16 protein-coding genes are annotated in these 16059 nt (G+C 44.6%); 15 read left to right on the top strand and 1 reads right to left on the bottom strand.

Annotated elements, in window-relative coordinates; translation table 11 throughout:
* Positions 1–15: 15 nt before the first annotated feature.
* The gene (gene map, locus L2717_RS01875; protein ID WP_115405363.1) at positions 16–816 is read right to left on the bottom strand and encodes a type I methionyl aminopeptidase; all 801 of its coding nucleotides are present in this window, start codon (positions 814–816) and stop codon (positions 16–18) included.
* A 308-nt stretch (positions 817–1124) separates the two neighbouring features.
* On the opposite strand from map, the gene rpsB reads away from it, so the two are divergent.
* The 15 genes from rpsB (at position 1125) to rnhB (ending at position 15992) form a co-directional block, all read left to right on the top strand.
* On the top strand, positions 1125–1853 hold the full coding sequence (gene rpsB / locus L2717_RS01870) for a 30S ribosomal protein S2 (protein WP_076496791.1): 729 nt from the start codon (positions 1125–1127) through the stop codon (positions 1851–1853).
* Positions 1854–1974: 121 nt separating this feature from the next.
* Positions 1975–2826: a translation elongation factor Ts gene (tsf, locus tag L2717_RS01865; RefSeq protein WP_220772668.1), complete on the top strand. Its 852-nt coding sequence runs from the start codon at positions 1975–1977 to the stop codon at positions 2824–2826.
* Between the two features lie 66 nt (positions 2827–2892).
* Positions 2893–3630 carry a UMP kinase gene (pyrH, locus tag L2717_RS01860; RefSeq protein WP_220772667.1) on the top strand — a complete coding sequence of 246 codons (738 nt, stop codon included), beginning with the start codon at positions 2893–2895 and terminating at the stop codon, positions 3628–3630.
* 21 nt (positions 3631–3651) lie between these two features.
* Complete coding sequence (gene frr, locus L2717_RS01855) at positions 3652–4209, top strand: ribosome recycling factor (protein WP_220772666.1); 558 nt, start codon at positions 3652–3654, stop codon at positions 4207–4209.
* A gap of 82 nt (positions 4210–4291) precedes the next feature.
* A complete protein-coding gene (gene uppS / locus L2717_RS01850) occupies positions 4292–5119 on the top strand; it encodes an undecaprenyl pyrophosphate synthase (protein WP_220772665.1) in 828 nt (275 codons plus the stop codon).
* 20 nt (positions 5120–5139) lie between these two features.
* Positions 5140–5997 carry a phosphatidate cytidylyltransferase gene (locus L2717_RS01845; RefSeq protein WP_220772664.1) on the top strand — a complete coding sequence of 286 codons (858 nt, stop codon included), beginning with the start codon at positions 5140–5142 and terminating at the stop codon, positions 5995–5997.
* A 4-nt stretch (positions 5998–6001) separates the two neighbouring features.
* Positions 6002–7192, top strand: a complete 1191-nt coding sequence (ispC, locus tag L2717_RS01840) for a 1-deoxy-D-xylulose-5-phosphate reductoisomerase (RefSeq protein ID WP_220772663.1) — start codon at positions 6002–6004, stop codon at positions 7190–7192.
* A 39-nt stretch (positions 7193–7231) separates the two neighbouring features.
* Complete coding sequence (gene rseP / locus L2717_RS01835) at positions 7232–8602, top strand: sigma E protease regulator RseP (protein WP_248937965.1); 1371 nt, start codon at positions 7232–7234, stop codon at positions 8600–8602.
* Positions 8603–8633: 31 nt separating this feature from the next.
* Positions 8634–11114, top strand: coding sequence for an outer membrane protein assembly factor BamA (gene bamA / locus L2717_RS01830; RefSeq protein WP_220773467.1), 2481 nt, complete (start codon positions 8634–8636; stop codon positions 11112–11114).
* A 64-nt stretch (positions 11115–11178) separates the two neighbouring features.
* Positions 11179–11676, top strand: coding sequence for an OmpH/Skp family outer membrane protein (locus tag L2717_RS01825; RefSeq protein WP_076496782.1), 498 nt, complete (start codon positions 11179–11181; stop codon positions 11674–11676).
* A 3-nt stretch (positions 11677–11679) separates the two neighbouring features.
* Positions 11680–12705, top strand: coding sequence for a UDP-3-O-(3-hydroxymyristoyl)glucosamine N-acyltransferase (gene lpxD, locus L2717_RS01820; protein WP_220773468.1), 1026 nt, complete (start codon positions 11680–11682; stop codon positions 12703–12705).
* Positions 12706–12736: 31 nt separating this feature from the next.
* On the top strand, positions 12737–13201 hold the full coding sequence (gene fabZ, locus L2717_RS01815; RefSeq protein ID WP_220773469.1) for a 3-hydroxyacyl-ACP dehydratase FabZ: 465 nt from the start codon (positions 12737–12739) through the stop codon (positions 13199–13201).
* Entirely contained in the window at positions 13198–13968 is a 771-nt protein-coding gene (lpxA, locus tag L2717_RS01810) for an acyl-ACP--UDP-N-acetylglucosamine O-acyltransferase (RefSeq protein ID WP_220773470.1), read from the top strand. The genes fabZ and lpxA overlap by 4 nt, the downstream gene beginning before the upstream one ends.
* A gap of 216 nt (positions 13969–14184) precedes the next feature.
* Positions 14185–15360, top strand: coding sequence for a lipid-A-disaccharide synthase (gene lpxB, locus L2717_RS01805; RefSeq protein ID WP_220773471.1), 1176 nt, complete (start codon positions 14185–14187; stop codon positions 15358–15360).
* A complete protein-coding gene (gene rnhB / locus L2717_RS01800; RefSeq protein WP_220773472.1) occupies positions 15360–15992 on the top strand; it encodes a ribonuclease HII in 633 nt (210 codons plus the stop codon). Before lpxB ends, rnhB begins: the two co-directional genes overlap by 1 nt.
* Positions 15993–16059: the final 67 nt, after the last annotated feature.

The following is a 16059-nucleotide window of genomic DNA, read 5'->3' as shown; positions in this document are numbered from 1 at the left end:
TGTTATTGCCATATATTAATGGTTGATAATTCGTGGAAAATCTTCTTCATTACGCAGTGTGAGCACTTCAACGCCTTTGTCTGTTACCAGTAAAGTGTGTTCCCACTGGGCAGAGTTTTTACCATCAGAGGTTGTTACCGTCCACTTATCCTCACGATCGAGTATGGTGGTGTGCCGACCCGCATTGATCATTGGTTCAATGGTGAAACACATGCCAGGACGTAAAATCGTGTTATCACCATTGCGATAATGCATGACCTGCGGTTCTTCATGAAACCCCGATCCAATACCGTGGCCACAATAATCTTGCACGATAGAGTATTTCTCAAGGCCTGTTTTACTGGCTTTGATGAATTTTTCGATAGTATTGCCAATTTCGCCCAGTTTTAGGCCCGGACGAACCTTACGAATTGCTAAGTACAGACTTTCTTGGGCAATACGACATAAACGCTTATCTTTTGGACTGACTTCACCAATAAGAAACATTTTTGAGGTGTCGCCGTGGTAACCGTCTTTAATGACAGTGATATCGATATTAAGAATATCGCCTTCTTTCAATGGCGGATTATCGTTGGGAATACCGTGGCAAATAACATTATTGATCGAAGTGCAGATAGATTTAGGAAATCCATGGTAATTAAGTGGCGCAGAAATGGCGCCTTGTTCTTGCGTATATTGAGCGCAAATATCATTGAGTTCGTTGGTGGTTACGCCAGGTTTTACATAAGGGGCGATCATTTCCAATACGTCGGCAGCCAGTTTACCCGCAGCCCGCATTTTCTCAATTTCTTCAGCTGTCTTAATGACGATACTCATTGCGTTTTCTCTTCTGTCTTAAATGTTCGGTGGCGTCGCAATCTAACGCAAAAATTTGTGCTTTAGAGCTATTTATGGTATAAAGCGCGCCGTTATGTTTAAGTCTTGATGGATTGTCCTCGCCAGCTTTATGCTCAGTTTGGATGGTAGCAAGACTAAATATTGCGGCCATTATACATGGCAATTTGTCTAAATACTAAATCACACACGTATCGACACATTCTTCGGGGTGCCCTAAGTGGTTATATAAGGGGTCGAAGACATGGGGTGCGTGGAGGTCTAACCCCCTAAATTTTAAGGTAATAGAAATGACTACAGTTTCAATGCGCGATATGCTTCAGGCCGGTGTCCACTTTGGTCACCAAACCCGTTACTGGAACCCAAAAATGAAGCCATTCATTTTCGGTGCTCGCAACGGTGTTCACATCATCAACCTTGAGCATACAGTGCCAATGTTCAATGAAGCCCTTGCTTTCATCAGCAACGTAGCTTCAAAGAAAGGTAAGGTATTATTCGTTGGTACTAAACGTGCTGCTGGCGAAGCGATCAAAGAATCTGCTTTGTCTTGTGATCAGTTTTATGTTGATCACCGTTGGTTAGGCGGTATGCTGACTAACTGGAAAACAGTTCGTCAGTCAATCAAACGTCTGAAAGAGCTGGAAGTACAGTCAGTAGACGGTACTTTCGACAAGCTGACCAAGAAAGAAGCGCTGATGCGTACTCGTGAGCTTGAAAAGCTAGAAAAATCTTTAGGTGGTATTAAGAACATGGGCGGCCTGCCAGACGTATTATTCGTCATCGGTGCTGACCATGAGCATATCGCGATTAAAGAAGCTAACAACCTGGGTATCCCTGTTGTTGCAGTTGTTGATACTAACTCTGCGCCAGATGGTGTTAATTACATCGTTCCTGGTAACGACGACGCTATGCGTGCTATCCGTCTGTACACTTCTTCTGTTGCTGCTGCTGCGAAAGCTGGCCGTGGTCAAGATTTGGCTGTTCAAGCTGAGCAAGACGGTTTCGTAGAAGCCGAATAATAATAAGGCGCGATGATTATCATCACCCTTATTAACCAAGATTTTTGATTGGTTAACAGGGGCCATTGTGCCCCTGTTTTATATCTGCAAATTAGTCGATTTTTTTATAGAGGATTTAACAATGGCAATTACTGCTGCCCAAGTTAAAGAACTGCGCGAGCGTACTGGCGCAGGCATGATGGATTGTAAAAACGCACTGACAGAAACTGACGGCGACATGGAGTTAGCAATTGACAACATGCGTAAATCTGGTGCTGCCAAGGCTGCTAAAAAGGCGGGTAATATCGCTGCTGACGGTACAATTCTAATCAAGAATGGCGAAGGTTTCGCTGCACTGTTAGAAGTGAACTGCCAAACAGATTTCGTAGCTAAAGATTCAAACTTCTTAGGTTTTGCTAATGCAGTATTAGATGTTGCTGCAGCGTCTAAAGTGACTATCGAAGACCTAAAAGCACAGTTTGAAGATGCTCGTGTTGCATTAGTGACTAAAATCGGTGAAAACATCAACATTCGTCGTGTTGAATATATCGATGGTGCAAACCTTTCTTCTTACCGCCACGGTGAGCGTATTGGTGTTGTTGTTGCTGGTAATGCTGACGAAGAAATCTTAAAGCATATCGCAATGCACGTTGCGGCTTCTAAGCCTGAATTCGTTAATCCAGAAGACGTTCCTGCAGATTTAGTTGCAAGAGAACGAGCTCTGCAAATCGAAATTTCAATGAACGAAGGCAAATCTGCTGAGATCGCTGAAAAGATGGTTGCTGGTCGTATGAAGAAGTTTACTGGTGAGATTTCTCTTACTGGCCAAGCTTACATCATGGAACCAAAGAAAACTGTTGGCGAATTCTTGAAAGAGAAAGGCGCTACAATCACTAACTTCGTTCGTTTAGAAGTCGGTGAAGGTATTGAGAAAAAAGAAGAAGATTTCGCAGCTGAAGTTGCTGCTCAAATCGCTGCTTCTAAAAAGGCTTAATAGCCTACGCTAAATACCCCAAGACCGCGGCAATAGCTGCGGTCTTGTTATACCAGGATAAAAATTATGAGCACCAATCCAAAACCCGCATTTAGACGCATTCTTCTCAAATTAAGTGGCGAAGCGCTGATGGGCGACGAAGGCTTCGGCATCGACCCTAAAGTGTTAGATCGCATGGCTCAGGAAGTGAAAGAGCTGGTTGAACTGGGTATTCAGGTGGGCGTGGTTATTGGTGGTGGTAATCTGTTTCGCGGTGAAGGCCTGGCAAAAGCGGGTATGAACCGTGTGGTGGGCGATCACATGGGTATGCTGGCAACGGTGATGAACGGCTTAGCCATGCGTGACGCCTTACACCGTGCCTATGTTAATGCTCGTCTGATGTCAGCTATCCCATTAAAGGGTGTGTGTGACGATTACAATTGGGCTGAAGCGATAAGCTTGCTAAAATCTGGCAGAGTGGTTATTTTTGCTGCCGGAACGGGTAATCCATTTTGCACCACTGATTCAGCGGCCTGTTTACGCGGCATTGAAATTGAAGCTGAAGTTGTGCTGAAAGGCACAAAAGTAGATGGTGTATACTCTGAAGACCCAATGAAAAACCCAGATGCAATTAAGTATGACGAAGTCACTTATGCAGAAATTCTGGAAAAAGAATTAAAAGTAATGGACTTAGCGGCCTTTACGATGGCGCGTGATCATGACATGCCTATATTAGTCTTCAACATGAATAAACCTGGTGCACTACGCCGCGTTATCATGGGTGAAGAAGAAGGTACGTTGATCAGAGCGAAAAAAGTTATTTAATGACCAAGAAGGACATTTAACGTGATTGAGAACATTAAGAAAGATGCGCAAGAGCGCATGGGTAAATGTGTAGACGCGACTAAGAATCAAATGGCAAAAGTGCGTACAGGTCGTGCCCATCCAAGCCTACTTGATTCAATTCAAGTGTCTTACTACGGTACTATGACACCGCTAAATCAAGTGGCAAACGTAGGTATTGAAGATTCTCGTACGCTATCAGTAACAGTGTTTGACCGTAGCGCTATCCAAGCCGTTGAAAAAGCGATTATGAGCTCAGATTTAGGCTTGAACCCTATGTCTGCAGGGGCCACTTTACGTATTCCATTGCCCTCGTTGACTGAAGAGCGTCGTAAAGATTTCATTAAAGTGGTACGTAACGAAGCTGAAAACGGTCGTGTTGCCATTCGTAACGTGCGTCGTGATGCTATCTCTGAAGTGAAAAAACTTGAGAAAGCTAAAGCTTGTACTGAAGATGATGTTCGCCGTAGTGAAGAAGAAGTACAAAAGTTCACCGATGCTCATATTAAAAAGATTGATGATATTTTAGCGGCCAAAGAAATTGAGTTGATGGAAGTCTAATCTCAAATTCGATAAGCTAGAGTTGATGCGCCGTGTAGGGGTATACTACACGGCGTTTGTCTATTTTAAAGGGCTGTATTAAATGTCATCCACAGTGGAACTTGATCCTTACCCTAGGTTAAATGAGAGCGATTTATGCGCTCAAACAACCTTGCCTGGACAACTACCCGAAATCGTGAGCCAGTCGTTACCTAAACACGTTGCCATTATCATGGATGGCAATGGGCGTTGGGCACAACTCCAAGGTAAACCACGCGTCATGGGGCACAAGGCGGGGGTAAAGGCTGTAAGACGAGCCGTGAGTACTGCAAGCCAATTAGGCATTGAATCGCTAACCTTATTTGCATTTTCTAGCGAGAATTGGCGTAGACCCGATAAAGAAGTCAGCTTGCTGATGGAGTTATTTTTTACCGTGCTGCAGCGCGAAATTAAGTTGCTGCATAATAACCAAGTTAAGCTCAATATTATTGGTGATATCAGCCGATTTTCTGCTCGTTTACAGAAGCAAATTGCTACCGCTCAAGAGAGAACATCAGCTAATACTGGCTTAGTTTTGAATGTTGCGGCTAACTATGGTGGCCGTTGGGACATACTTCAAGCCGCACAAAAGTTAGCAAAAAAGGTCGAAATTGGTGAAATGAACAGCAGTCAGTTCACCGAAGAAGCCCTAAGTGCACATTTATGCATGCAAAATCAGAGTGAAGTTGATTTAATGATCCGCACGGGTGGTGACTGCCGCATTAGCAATTTTGTGCTGTGGCAAGCTGCTTATGCTGAATTGGTGTTTACCGACACCCTTTGGCCTGATTTTGATGAACAGGCTTTTCATGAGGCGATTGCCATTTTTGCAAGTCGTCAGCGTCGCTTTGGTTTGACTGGAAGTCAGATTGATGAAATGCGCGCATTGTAAAATCGCATGAGGGATTTTTTTTGCTAAAACAACGAATAATAACAGCAATTTGGTTAATACCATTAGTTTTAGGGGCGATATTTATCCTCCCTGCCAATTATTTTGCTTGGGCATTAGTTGCCGTATTTCTCATTGCTGCAAAAGAATGGGGAAGAATTATCGATAATCAGTGTGACGTCACTCAGTGGAGCTTCACCTGTACGATTGGTATTCTGTTGATCGCTATCAATCTCATTGTTCCTATTGATGCGGTTTGGTTGAGCAATCAGTTACATCCTATCTATCTGGCGATACTCTACATTGGTGCATTGTGGTGGGCAGTCTCGTTATTCTTGGTGTTTACTTACCCTAAAAGCGCGGCGTTTTGGCAAAACAACCCGATGTTTAAGTCGATGTTTGGCCAGTTAACGTTAATACCTTGTTTTGTCGCCCTGATAGCACTCAAATCGATTAGTTCGCAAGCTTCACCCTATTACGGCCCCGTTTTAGTATTGCTAGTGATGTTGATTGTATGGGCCGCAGATACGGGGGCTTATTTTGTTGGTAAAGCTATGGGCAAGACTAAGCTAATGCCTGCAGTGAGCCCCGCAAAGACCCTTGAGGGATTACTCGGTGGTCTAGTGACGACTATGCTAGTGGTTGCGGGGGTGATGCATTATTCACCAGAGCAAGAGTTAGGCTTAGTAGTCGCAGTAACTTTATTTGTTGCCTTAGTATCTGCACTGGGTGATTTATCTGAGAGTATGTTTAAACGTGCAGGTGGCATTAAAGATTCTGGCACTATTTTACCCGGTCACGGCGGCGTACTCGACCGCATCGACAGCCTGACAGCAGCCTTACCGGTGTTTACCTTGGTCTATATTGCATTTTGGATGTAACGCTATGCAAAGTATGGTGATATTGGGGGCTACTGGTTCTATTGGTGCCAGTACCCTAAGCGTGATTTCGGTTAATCCATTGGCGTATCGTGTCTATGGATTAGTTGCCAATACTAGCGTGGATAAGATGCTCGCTTTGTGCGTGGCACATCGGCCGAAAGTGGCACATATGATGGATGAGGCGGCTGCAAAGCAGTTGCGCACCGTTTTACCTGCGATGCTTAATATCCAGGTCACCACAGGCATTAATGATTTACTTGGCTTAGTGACTGCTGCTGAAGTGGATACTGTGATGGCGGCTATTGTAGGCGCAGCAGGTTTAGTGCCAACCCTTGAAGCGGTTAAGGCGGGCAAGCGGGTATTATTGGCCAACAAAGAAGCCTTGGTGATGTCCGGTGAGCTATTCATCGAGGCAACTAAGCGTTCTGGCGCCGTACTCTTGCCTGTGGACAGTGAACATAATGCGATTTTTCAATGTTTACCCCAAGAAGTGCAGGCCAATTTAGGCCGCTGTGACTTAACTGCAGCAGGTATTTCACATATTTTATTAACGGGCTCAGGTGGTCCGTTTTTACGTTCAGAACTTGCAATGCTGGAGGCGATGACGCCAGCTCAAGCGTGTAAACATCCTAATTGGTCTATGGGACCTAAAATATCTGTCGATTCGGCCACTATGATGAATAAGGGTTTAGAGTTTATTGAAGCGCGCTGGTTGTTTAACACAGGGGCTGAACAGCTTAAAGTGGTTATCCATCCGCAAAGCGTTATCCATTCTATGGTGCAATACCGTGATGGCTCAGTCATTGCGCAGATGGGCAACCCCGATATGCGTACACCTATTGCCCATTGCATGGCTTATCCGCAAAGAATTCACTCTGGTGTTGAACCTTTAGATTTTTTCAAAGTCGGACAGTTAAGCTTTTGTGAACCTGACTATAATCGTTTTCCCTGTTTAGCATTGGCCATGGAGGCTTGCGCCCAAGGCCAAGAGGCAACAACCGTGTTAAATGCGGCCAACGAAATAGCAGTTGAAGCATTTCTACTGGGACAAATAGGTTTTACTCAAATTGCCAAAGTGAATGAAGCCTGTTTGATGACAGTGCCTAAACGGCCAATGGCGACCATAGATGATATTTTAGCGCTAGACGCTCAAACTCGCATTTATGCGCGTGAGACCTTAATAAGCATAACTTAGCTATAGCTGAGTGATTTAATCAATGATGTAGGGAGTGGGATGTTAGATTTTTTATGGAACTTGGGTTCTTTCATCGTTGCATTAGGTTTGCTAATCACTGCCCACGAGTATGGCCATTTCTACGTAGCACGTCGTTGCGGCGTTAAAGTTGAACGTTTCTCCATTGGCTTTGGTAAGGCAATTTGGCGTCGAGTTGGCAAAGACGGTACCGAATATGTGTTAGCCATGATCCCGCTGGGTGGCTACGTTAAAATGCTTGATGAGCGTGTTGAAGAGGTTCCCGAGGAATTAAAACACCAAGCATTTAATCGTAAAACAGTATGGCAACGCATTGCTATTGTAGCGGCTGGCCCAATAGCTAATTTTATATTTGCTATTGTTGCTTTATATTTCATGTATTTAATTGGTGTGCCATCACTAAAGCCTGTTATTACATCGACCACACCAGGGACTGCTGCTGCGCAAATTCAAGTGACTGAGCCGATGCGAATTACGGCGATTTCAGGTCAGGCTGTGCGCAACTGGGAAGAAGTCAATTTAGCCTTAGTCGGGCATATTGGTGATGAAAGCTTGAGTGTATCTCTGACGCCTTTGAACGGCTTGCAGGGGCTTGATTCCAGCGATAAAACCTACCAATTAGATACACGTAATTGGCATTTTGATCCTGAAAAACAATCCCCAATCACGGCTTTAGGTTTAGGCATATATCGTCCCGAAATCGTCCCTACTGTTGCGGCAATTAGCCCTGACAGCGCTGCTGCAAATAGCGAGCTAAAAGTGGGCGATACCTTAGTGGCGATAAATGATGAAAATTATACCGATTGGCAGGCTTTTGTTGACATTATTCAACATTCTGCCAATGTGCCTGTGAGTTTAACTGTGCTCCGTAATGGTGAACAATTTAACCTGACAGTGACACCGTTAAGCAGTAAAGGTGTAGATGGTCAAGAAATTGGTGTGCTTGGGGTTAGCCCAATACAAGCACAATGGCCAGAAAATATGCGTTTACAACTTGAATATGGACCAATTGATTCTTTCGGCATCGCAGCGGATAAAACATGGCAACTTGTTGCTGTGAGCTTTAAGATGATTGGCAAATTATTTACCGGCGATGTGTCGGTGAAAAACCTGAGTGGACCTATTTCAATCGCACAGGGTGCGGGCAGTAGTGCAAACTATGGCTTGGTCTATTTTCTCGGGTTCCTCGCGCTCATCAGCGTCAATTTAGGTATCATTAATTTGCTGCCTTTACCTGTGCTCGATGGGGGACACTTGCTGTATTACTTTATTGAAGTAATAACTGGTAAACCTGTACCTGAAAAGGTGCAGGAAATAGGATTCAGATTTGGGGCAGCAATATTGCTGATGTTGATGAGCATTGCGCTTTTCAATGATTTTGCCCGACTCTGAGCAAGGACAGACTAATAATTAGAAGTGCTCTATGAGATTGAATAAACTTTTTGCCTCGATGTTATTCGTCGGTGCGTCGTTTTCAGGGACTGTGTTGGCTGATACTTTCCAACCGTTTGAAGTGACCGACATCCAAGTTGAAGGTTTGCAGCGAGTTGCACTCGGTGCTGCCCTATTAAGCTTACCAGTAAAAGTAGGTGACACTGTTGACCAGTTAAGGGTTCAACAAGCGATTAAAAGCTTGTATGCATCGACTAACTTTGAAAATGTGACTGTGAGCCGAGATGGTGGCGTGTTAGTGGTGAAAGTCACTGAACGTCCCACTATTAGCGCAGTGACGTTTGAAGGCAACAAAGACATTAAAGACGAACAGTTACAGGAAAGTCTGGACGGTTCTGGCGTTAAAGTCGGTGAGTCGCTCGATCGCACTATGCTGACCGGTATCGAAAAGGGTCTGCAGGATTTCTACTACGGCGTGGGTAAATACGGCGCTAAAGTGGAAGCGCAAGTCATTAATTTACCCCGTAATCGGGTTGAGCTTAAATTTAAGTTTACCGAAGGTTTAGCGGCTGAAATTCGCCAAATTAACATTGTGGGTAATAAAGAGTTCACCGATGCCGAGCTGATAGGCATGTTAGAGCTTAAAGATTATGTGGCTTGGTGGGATCTGTTTGGTGAGCGTCGTTATCAGAAGCAAAAGCTGCAGGCTGATCTTGAAACCATCAAAACCCATTACCAGAATAAAGGTTATATTCGCTTTGAAGTCACCTCGACTCAAGTAGCGATGACACCCGATCGTAAAGGTCTCTATATCACCATTAATGTGAATGAAGGTGATAAATATAAAGTTAAAGCCGTCAACCTGACTGGTGATTTGATGGGCCGTGAAGAGTTGATGCAATCAATTCTGCCGATCAAAACCGGCGATATGTATAACGGTGGGGATGTCACATTCACCGAAGAAATGTACAGTAAATATTTAGGCCGTTTTGGTTATGCTTATCCTGAAGTTAAAACTTACCCTGAAATTGATGATAAGACTAAAGAAGTCACTTTAAACATCAATATTAAGCCTGGTAAGCGTGTTTATGTTCGCGCGATTAACTTTACTGGTAATACGGTTACTAAAGATGAAGTGATGCGCCGCGAATTGCGTCAAATGGAAGGGGCTTGGTTAAACTCAGCACAAGTTGAGCAATCTAAAGCACGATTAAACCGTTTAGGCTTTTTCGAAACCGTTGATACCGAAACCATTCAAGTACCAGGTACGGACGATTTAGTTGATATCGCCGTTAAAGTGAAAGAACAACCATCGGGTTCCTTTAACGCCGGCGTGGGTTATGGTACTGAGTCAGGGCTGAGTTTGCAGTTTGGTGTACAGCAGAGCAACTTCTTAGGTACGGGTAATCAAGCGGGCATTAGCATGAGTACTAACAAGTACTCTAAAAACGTTAACTTGTCTTATACCGATCCTTACTGGACAAAAGATGGCGTCAGTTTAGGCGGGAGCGTTTATTGGAGTGAGTTTGATGCCAATGAAGCTAACTTAGAGCGCTATAAAAATAGTTCTTACGGTGTGGCATTAAACTCAGGTTTCCCGATTAACGAATATAACCGTATCAACGGTGGCATAGGGTATCGTCATAACACGATTTCTGAAATCTCAGCCTATGAGCAAGCACTGCGTTTTTATAATATTTATCGCGCGGATGATCCGGATTCTGATTTAAGTTTCGATAACTTTGAACTGAGTTTAGGCTGGTCTCGTAGCACGTTAAACCGGGGCACTTTCCCAACAGACGGCTCATCACAGCGTTTGAATGGCAAGATGACAGTGCCAGGATCGGATTTACAATACTTTAAGACAGACTTTGATACTAACTACTATTTCCCAGTTAACCGTAGTCATAGCTTTGTACTCTTAGCCCGTGGTCGTTTAGGTTATGCAAATGGTTATGGCCAGTATAATGATAACGATCAAATACTGCCTTTCTGGGAAAACTATTACTCAGGTGGTAGTAGCTCACTGCGTGGTTTTAAGTCTAACTCTGTGGGACCGCGTTCATTCTATCTCTATCGAGGTAGTGAGCCATGTGCACCGGATCCATCAGGCGATGGTTGTAGCTTACCGGGCGATCCTAATAGTATTAGCGTGAATTCTGGCCGTTCTATTGGTGGTAACGCGATTGCAACTGCGAGCATGGAGTTAATAGTACCGACCCCATTCTTGGATGAAGCTTACTCGAATTCTGTGCGAACGAGTGTCTTCTTAGATGCGGGTAACGTTTGGGATACCGAGTTTGATTTCGAACAGTATCAAACCCTGCCGGCTGAGGAGTTTGCTAAGTTGCAGGACTACAGTGATCCTGAGCGTCTGCGTGCATCGTGGGGCTTAAGTGTGCAGTGGCTGTCGCCCATGGGACCTATGGTATTTAGCTTAGCCTGGCCGCTTAAAGAATATGAAGGCGATCAGACAGAGATCTTCTCTTTCAATATTGGCAAAACTTTTTAAAAAGCATACACTCGGCAGGTTTTGCTGATAATAACAAGGTAACAAGGAGTTTATTTTGAAAAAGATGGTAAATCGCGCGCTGATGACGTTAATTTTGCTAGGCGCGCCATTAGTGGCACATGCTGAGAAAATTGCTGTAGTGGATATGGGCGCTGTGTTTGAACAGCTTCCACAACGTGAACAGATCTCTCAATCTCTGAAGAAAGAGTTTGGCGATCGCATGGCTAGTGTGCAGAAAATGCAAGAAGAAATGCGTTCTCTCATGGAGAAGCAGCAACGTGACGGTGCATTGATGAATGATGCGCAAAAAACGGAACTGGTTCGTAAAATGGAATCGCTAAAATCAGAGTATCAGTTAAAAGGCAAAGCATTGGACGAAGATTTACGTCATCGCCAGGGTGAAGAGCAAAATAAACTGTTAGAAAAGGTTCAGAAAGCCATCAACATTATCGCTGAAAAAGACCAATATGATTTGGTATTGCAACGTGGTGCTGTTATTTATGTCAAGTCTAACGCTGACATCAGTAGCAAAGTGGTTGAAGCCTTAAGCAAAGGCAAGTAATAGATGAAAAGTGTGACTTTAAAAGAGCTAAGTCTGCTACTTGATGGTGATATTCAAGGTGACGAAACGTTGTTTTTTAATAGCGTAGCGACTTTGGAACATGCCAAGCCGGATCAAATCTCTTTTTTAGCCAACAGTAAATATCGCTCTCAGCTTGAGATGACTCAAGCGGGAGTGGTGTTATTGTCAGCTAAAGATGCGCAGGATTTCCAAGGTACTGCGTTAATTGTAAAAGATCCCTATGTGGCTTTTGCCCGTGTAGCCCAATATTTAGATACCACACCTAACGCGGCGGAGGGTATTCATGCATCAGCACAAATTGACTCGTCAGCCCATGTCGGTGAAGGCGTTGCTATTGGTGCGAATGCTGTGATTGGTGCTAATGTGATTCTTGGTGAAAATGTGCAAATTGGCGCGGGCTGCGTAGTCGGTCAAGACGTGATTATCGGTTCTAAAACACGTTTATGGGCTAATGTCACTGTCTACCATGATGTGCAGCTAGGACAAGATTGTATTATCCATTCTGGGGCTGTATTAGGCTCAGATGGTTTTGGTTATGCCAATGAACGTGGTCAATGGGTTAAAATTCCGCAGACAGGCGGCGTTCGTATCGGCGATCGGGTTGAAATAGGTGCTAATTCAGCGGTAGATCGTGGTGCTTTAGGTCATACAGAGATTCACAATGGTGTGATCATTGATAACCTAGTGCAAATTGCCCATAACGTTATTATTGGCGAAAATACCGCAATCGCAGGTAGTACTACGGTTGCAGGCAGTGTCACCATAGGTAAATATTGTATTATTGGTGGCAGTAGTGCCATAGCCGGTCATTTGAGCATTGCCGATGGCGTGCACGTTTCTGGTGGTACCAATATTACCAGTACTATGCGTGAACCCGGTTTATACTCTTCTGCCACTGTAGCAATGGACAATAAGCTTTGGCGTAAAAATACAGTTCGTTTCCGTCAGTTAGATGAACTGTTCCAGCGTGTTAAAACGTTGGAAAAAAATTTAAAAACACCAGATTAATTGCTCCAAAGCAATTTGAGGAACTCGGTTCGTGTCTAATCAAATGAACACTATGGATATTAAAGAAATTCTTCAGTATCTGCCCCATAGATATCCATTTCTATTGATTGATCGTGTGCTGGATTACACCCCAGGTGTAAGTCTGCAAGCAATCAAAAATGTTTCAATAAATGAGCCGTTTTTTCAGGGACACTTCCCCGTACAGCCGGTAATGCCCGGTGTGCTTATTTTAGAAGCGATGGCGCAAGCAACGGGTTTACTTGCGTTTAAAACCATGAGTGATGATGTACCCCCTCCGGGTGTGTTGTACTATTTTGCGGGTATCGACAATGCACGTTTTAGACGCGTGGTTGAACCTGGCGATCAAATTCATTTTGAAGTGAAAATGATCAAAGAACGTCGCGGGATTGGCGTTTTCTACGGTGAAGCCAAAGTGGATGGTGAATTAGTTTGTTCCGCTGAAATTATGTGCGCCCGCAGAGAGATTAGTCAGTGATAGATACATTAGCGTTTGTGCATCCCGATGCAAAAATTGGCAACAATGTCACGATCGGCCCTTGGACCTATATCGGTGCAGGCGTTGAAATTGGTGATGACTGTTGGTTGAGTTCGCATGTGGTTATTAAAGGTCCAACGATTATCGGCAAAGGTAATCGTATTTTCCAATTCGCCTCAGTAGGCGAAGAGTGCCAAGACAAAAAGTACGCTGGCGAACCTACACGACTGATCATGGGTGACAATAACGTTATCCGTGAGCATGTGACTATTCACCGCGGTACAGTACAAGATAACAGTGAGACTCGTATCGGGTCGAATAATCTGTTTATGAACTATGTGCATATCGCCCATGACTGTGTGGTCGGCGACAATGTGATCATGGCGAATAATGCTTCTATCGCAGGCCACGTACATGTGGGTGACTGGGCGATTTTAGGTGGCATGACTGGGGTTCACCAGTTTGTGCATATTGGTGCTCATGCGTTTACTGCAGGTTGTTCTTTAGTGCTGCAAGATGTGCCTCCCTTTGTGATGGCCGCGGGTCAACCGACAATTCCACGCGGTTTAAACAGTGAAGGTATGAAGCGTCGTGGTTTTTCTAAAGAGAGCCAACTGGCGGTGCGTCGCGCTTATAAAACCTTATACCGCAGCAGCTTAACGGTTGAAGAAGCAATTGAAGCACTAGCGGAAGATGCACAGAAAGACGAGCAAGTTAACTTGTTCCTTGAATTTGTAAAGTCATCGAGTCGCGGCATTATTCGCTAACATGATGACATGACAAAAAAAGGGCATTTTTATGCCCTTTTGTATTATTGGCTTAAGCCTATTGGGTGGGTAGACTTGGTTGATAGCAATGTCCTTGTACATTCAACCATCAATAGCTTAATCATTAATTTACATCAGTATGGCTTGGAATGATGCGTTTTAGCGGTTGTTTGCCCCGTCATCCAATGTCATTCATTCATGAGACATGATTGGTTTATGAGCAATAAAACTCCATTAGTGTTTGCCATGGTTGCCGGAGAACTCTCGGGCGATATTTTAGGCGCTGGTTTAATGGCGGCGCTGCAAAAGATACACCCCGATGCGCGTTTTGTTGGCATTGGTGGCCCGCGTATGGAAGCTCTTGGCTTCGAATCCCTGTTCGCGATGGAAGAACTCGCGGTAATGGGAATTGTTGAAGTGTTAGCCCGCTTACCTCGTTTATTAAAAGTACGTGCCTCCCTAATTAAACACATCACGGCGCTTAAGCCCGATTGTTTTATTGGTATAGATGCGCCAGATTTTAATATTGGTTTAGAGCTTAAGCTGAAAGCGCGCGGCATTAAGACGGTTCATTATGTGAGCCCATCAGTGTGGGCATGGCGCCCAAAACGGATCTTCAAAATCGCCAAGGCCACTAATATGGTGTTGTCGCTATTGCCCTTCGAAAAAGCTTTTTACGATCAACATCAGGTGCCATGTACCTTTGTCGGTCACACCTTAGCTGATGATATTCCATTGCAAAGCGATAAAGCCGCAGCCCGTGCATTGCTTGGGCTCGATGCCGATGCTGAATATTTAGCGATACTACCCGGTTCCCGCGGCGGTGAGTTAAAGCAATTGGCAGAACCTTTTGTAAAAGCAGCGTTACTCATAAAACAAAATTTTCCTGATATACGTTTTGTGACGCCGCTGGTGAATCAAAAACGTCGTGAGCAATTTGAACAAGCGCTGAAGGATTTTGCACCGGATCTCGAAATCCACATGATTGAAGGTCAATCGCGTGAAGTCATGGCCGCCGCCGATGGAATTTTATTGGCCTCTGGCACTGCGACTTTAGAGGCTATGCTGGTCAAACGTCCTATGGTGGTGGCTTATCGCGTAAGCCCGATAACTTATGCGATTGCTAAACGTATGATGCAGGTGGATCGTTTCTCGTTACCGAATTTGCTGGCAGGAAAAGATCTCGTCCCTGAGCTCATTCAAGAAGATTGCACCCCAGAGAACATTGCCGCAGCGGTCACCCTTGAGTTAAATCGCGATTTTGCGCCGCTTAAAGCCGAGTTTGATGCCCTGCATCAAGTGTTACGCCGTGATGCAAGCTTAAAAGCCGCAGAGGCTGTGATGGCATTGGTTGAGGTAAAGCTCGCGGCTAAATCTCAGGAGCTTAATTAGTGGCAACCTTTAAAAGTTTAACTGAAGCCGATTTATTCGCCTTTTCAACCGGATTAATTGCCGGTGTGGATGAAGTCGGCCGTGGCCCTTTAGTTGGTGATGTCGTCACTGCCGCGGTGATTTTAGATCCTTGCAAGCCCATTATTGGACTTAATGATTCGAAAAAACTCACTGAGAAGCGCCGCGAGGTCTTATTTGATGAGATTTGTACTAAAGCGCTGTGTTATCACGTGGGGCGCGCCAGTCCTGCTGAAATCGATGAACTTAATATTCTACACGCCACCATGCTGGCGATGCAGCGCGCAGTCGCAGGGCTCAATATTGCGCCTGAGCTTGTGCTTGTTGATGGTAATCGCAGCCCTGTATTTTTGGCCCATAATGGCGCAGGACTCATTAGTCACAGCATTATTAAAGGTGATGGCTTAATTGCTAGTATTAGCGCGGCTTCAATCATCGCCAAAGTGACGCGGGATCGCGAGATGGACGTGCTTGACGCCGCTTACCCACAATATGGTTTTGCTAAGCATAAAGGGTACCCGACCAAGGCGCATTTTGAGGCTATTGCTGAACATGGCGTGTTTGAGCAATATCGTAAAAGTTTTAAACCCGTTAAGGCAATATTAGATCGCTAACGTGTGCTTTTAACGCGATAGGCTCTGTTATCAAACAAAGTCACTGGCTCTGGCTGCGTGACTTTGT

It is taken from the genome of Shewanella glacialipiscicola (assembly GCF_023283485.1).
Taxonomy (GTDB): domain Bacteria; phylum Pseudomonadota; class Gammaproteobacteria; order Enterobacterales; family Shewanellaceae; genus Shewanella; species Shewanella glacialipiscicola.
Note: the sequence above shows the minus strand (reverse complement) of the source record. Positions and strands in the feature narration are given on the sequence as shown.

Excerpts from the sequence above, each read along its gene's own strand:
- map (WP_115405363.1), bottom strand. The coding sequence starts at position 816 with ATGAGTATCGTCATTAAGACAGCTGAAGAAATTGAGAAAATGCGGGCT.
- lpxD (WP_220773468.1), top strand. The coding sequence starts at position 11,680 with ATGAAAAGTGTGACTTTAAAAGAGCTAAGTCTGCTACTTGATGGTGAT.
- tsf (WP_220772668.1), top strand. The coding sequence starts at position 1,975 with ATGGCAATTACTGCTGCCCAAGTTAAAGAACTGCGCGAGCGTACTGGC.
- uppS (WP_220772665.1), top strand. The coding sequence starts at position 4,292 with ATGTCATCCACAGTGGAACTTGATCCTTACCCTAGGTTAAATGAGAGC.
- lpxB (WP_220773471.1), top strand. The coding sequence starts at position 14,185 with ATGAGCAATAAAACTCCATTAGTGTTTGCCATGGTTGCCGGAGAACTC.
- rseP (WP_248937965.1), top strand. The coding sequence starts at position 7,232 with ATGTTAGATTTTTTATGGAACTTGGGTTCTTTCATCGTTGCATTAGGT.
- rpsB (WP_076496791.1), top strand. The coding sequence starts at position 1,125 with ATGACTACAGTTTCAATGCGCGATATGCTTCAGGCCGGTGTCCACTTT.
- pyrH (WP_220772667.1), top strand. The coding sequence starts at position 2,893 with ATGAGCACCAATCCAAAACCCGCATTTAGACGCATTCTTCTCAAATTA.
- L2717_RS01825 (WP_076496782.1), top strand. The coding sequence starts at position 11,179 with ATGGTAAATCGCGCGCTGATGACGTTAATTTTGCTAGGCGCGCCATTA.
- ispC (WP_220772663.1), top strand. The coding sequence starts at position 6,002 with ATGCAAAGTATGGTGATATTGGGGGCTACTGGTTCTATTGGTGCCAGT.
- bamA (WP_220773467.1), top strand. The coding sequence starts at position 8,634 with ATGAGATTGAATAAACTTTTTGCCTCGATGTTATTCGTCGGTGCGTCG.